General features: G+C 33.5%; 3 protein-coding genes. All 3 read right to left on the reverse strand.

Annotated elements, in window-relative coordinates; genetic code table 11:
* Positions 1-188: 188 nt before the first annotated feature.
* The 3 genes from FD16_RS12360 to FD16_RS12370 all read right to left on the reverse strand — a co-directional run bounded on the left by FD16_RS12360 (position 189) and on the right by FD16_RS12370 (position 2,481).
* The gene (locus FD16_RS12360; protein WP_010622476.1) at positions 189-731 is read right to left on the reverse strand and encodes a hypothetical protein; all 543 of its coding nucleotides are present in this window, start codon (positions 729-731) and stop codon (positions 189-191) included.
* A 567-nt stretch (positions 732-1,298) separates the two neighbouring features.
* Entirely contained in the window at positions 1,299-1,658 is a 360-nt protein-coding gene (locus FD16_RS12365; RefSeq protein ID WP_010622475.1) for a hypothetical protein, read from the reverse strand.
* A gap of 4 nt (positions 1,659-1,662) precedes the next feature.
* Positions 1,663-2,481 carry an AAA family ATPase gene (locus FD16_RS12370; RefSeq protein WP_010622474.1) on the reverse strand — a complete coding sequence of 273 codons (819 nt, stop codon included), beginning with the start codon at positions 2,479-2,481 and terminating at the stop codon, positions 1,663-1,665.
* Positions 2,482-2,768: the final 287 nt, after the last annotated feature.

Genomic DNA, 2,768 nt, shown 5'->3' on the forward strand with positions numbered 1-2,768 from the left:
ATTTCATTTACACAAGATTCTTGACGCTACCCAAATTCAACGAGATATTAATAACGGTGTGAAACCGTTTTAAATTGTGATAATATGTAAGATGCATTAGAATTAACAACCTCACTAACATTAGCCTCAGTCCTTAATTGGATTGGGGCTTTTTTTGTTTGAGAAACTATTTTTAATGTCTTTTATTACTACTGAACCGGGTCTCCGGGTGCATGAATAGTACCATCATTATTCTTTAAATTAGCTGATGTAGCTACATTGTTATCAAATTGGCTATAAGCAAGCTTATTGCTACTGTTTAAGTATTCGATCACACCATCACCCAATGTCCCCTGCTCTGGTACGTCGTCAAACATCTGATCAATAGTCTTTGACTTACCTGGAAGCACACTCAAAATGCCATCACCGGATGAAATAATTTTCTTCTCAGGGGAATCAAAGATAAATTTATCCTTATGGAATTTAATCGTCTTATTAGTCTTGTTTGTGACTTTCATTGAGACCATATAGACTGGGTCAGCAGTGTTATCTTTTGTTTCGTCCTGAGATAATGTAAATTTAAACTGGGTGTTCTTCTTGTCCGCCTTACTCATATTCTGATAATAAGTAGATGTAACCTTTTCGGTGCTAGAACCTGTGCTTGAATTTTTTTTATTGCTGATAGAACAGCCCCCAAGAACTAATAAACTTAATACTACTGTGGATGTCAGAACCAACCTTTTACTTTCCATTTTGTTCTCCACTTCCAATTTTATCCGAAAATAACATAATCATTTTCCCCCATCTAAAATTAATATTTCAATCATGAAAACATATAGTTATAATAAATCACTCAAACAGCATAATTATGCCACTATGACTAGTATAATGTCCAGATGATTGTAGTACCATGTTATATAATTACTGGACTGTAAAGACGCTGTAAGACGACTACAAGAATACACAAAGACACCTAGTAGTTAACTATTAGGTGTCTTTGTGTGTGTCTGTATCAGTAATAACCATGCTACCCAGATTCATATCAACGCTACATGCAAAATTATTATCAGCTTGATTAATTAGATCTGTATTACTAATAGCTCAGTAATTGTAAATTGCTTGATCCAATCCGTTTCTGTAGTTGTCATATTGAGCAACTTCTTTCTTTGTGACCCCATAATAATCCTATTATGGGGTCAATTTAAGAACTTTCTTAGTACTTTACTGAAATAGTGAAATAAGTAATTCGTGAAATGCTGAAATAATTATTTCGGGAAATAATGAAATTAATACTATAAAAAAAGAGAGCTATTAGCTTCCTACATATCAGTCATATTCTTTTGAACTTCACGTACAGCATTTAAGATAACTTTCTTAGAGCTATCAGACATATTCTTGATGTAGGTTTCTACAATCTCATCGACAACATCATATATCTTCTTATCTTCCACAGAAGCAATCTGTTTAATTGCCATATGAGTATCCTTTTTAATGGTAATTGTTTTAGGTAGATCAGACCTTAATAGCTTTCTACTTGGCTGAATTAAAATCTGGTTATCAGGTAATGTTCTAACATGTTTTTTAGATTGCTCAGGTTCAACTTTAACAGGTGCTTTAGTTTTAGTAGCTCTACCTAGTAGAGTTGAAGTCAATCCTAGTCCCGGCTTTGGTTCAGTCATTTAATCACTCCTTAGCATCCTCAAATACTTTAATACGTGTTTCAATCTCTTTTACAACCTCAGCATAAATAGCGTGTACACGTCTATCATGAATTACTCTGTGGCTATTAGTAATGCCCGTTCGATCAAAGCGCTTCAAGCGTGCCATCTGTTTAATTTGAATCTCAAACATATTAGGCTTACCAAAGAAGTCTAAAGCATCTGATAGTATATCAAGGTCTAGCTCATTACCATTCTGTAGAAGCACTGGTAAAACCCCTAATAGTTCAAGGTTAAGTTTGTAGTCTTCCTTAATCTGTAAGAGGTGTTCTGTATACGTCTTAGCACCACTTAAAGACCGCTGTTGTGTTTGAAGGACGATAATAACATAATCACAAGCTACTAAAGCTGAGTCTGTATACTTATTTAATTGTGGTGGCACATCTAAAATCACATAGTCGTAGTTATCCTTAATCTTAGCTAATAACTTACTGAAATAAGAATCCTGACTGTAATCATCATCAAAAGTAGAGAATAAATACTTTTCATAGTCTTGTAAGTCTTCATATGAAGGAAGCATTTGTAAATTATCCATTACATCAACTAAAGCGGGTTTTAAGTCCCCGCTTTCAAGCGCTACTTCTAATGTTGATTGAAATGTAGGTTTAACACCTAATACATTTTTCATAGTTAAGAAGAGTAAATCAGTAGCATTTGCCTGTGGATCTAAATCAACTAGTAAAGTTTTCTTACCCTGCTTAGCAAGAGTGTAGGCAATCATAACAGCGTTTGTTGTTTTGCCAACTCCTCCCTTAAAATTACCGGTAACAATGGTTTTTGTCATGTGGTTTCACATCCTTAAACACTTGATACAAAAATCATAACACTACTTTCTCTAAATATCCATGAAATAGTGAAATAATTAATTCATGAAATAATTAATTCGTGAAATAGTGAAAACTATAAAATTTCGGGAAATTTATAAAAAACCATTTACAGGTACTGCTATTGTATGGTTTAATGGACTTGTTTAATAGTAATAAAAAAGCCCTAGCTAACGCCAATTAGCTAAGGTGGTAAAACTAAATAGAGATGTTAAGCGGTTCTACAATATTTGGTACTGATAGATTT

The organism is Paucilactobacillus suebicus DSM 5007 = KCTC 3549 (genome assembly GCF_001434475.1).
Classification (GTDB): Bacteria; Bacillota; Bacilli; order Lactobacillales; family Lactobacillaceae; genus Paucilactobacillus; species Paucilactobacillus suebicus.

Bases quoted from the DNA above. Each gene is read 5' to 3' on its own strand.
- FD16_RS12360 (WP_010622476.1), bottom strand. From the start codon at position 731: ATGGAAAGTAAAAGGTTGGTTCTGACATCCACAGTAGTATTAAGTTTA.
- FD16_RS12365 (WP_010622475.1), bottom strand. From the start codon at position 1,658: ATGACTGAACCAAAGCCGGGACTAGGATTGACTTCAACTCTACTAGGT.
- FD16_RS12370 (WP_010622474.1), bottom strand. From the start codon at position 2,481: ATGACAAAAACCATTGTTACCGGTAATTTTAAGGGAGGAGTTGGCAAA.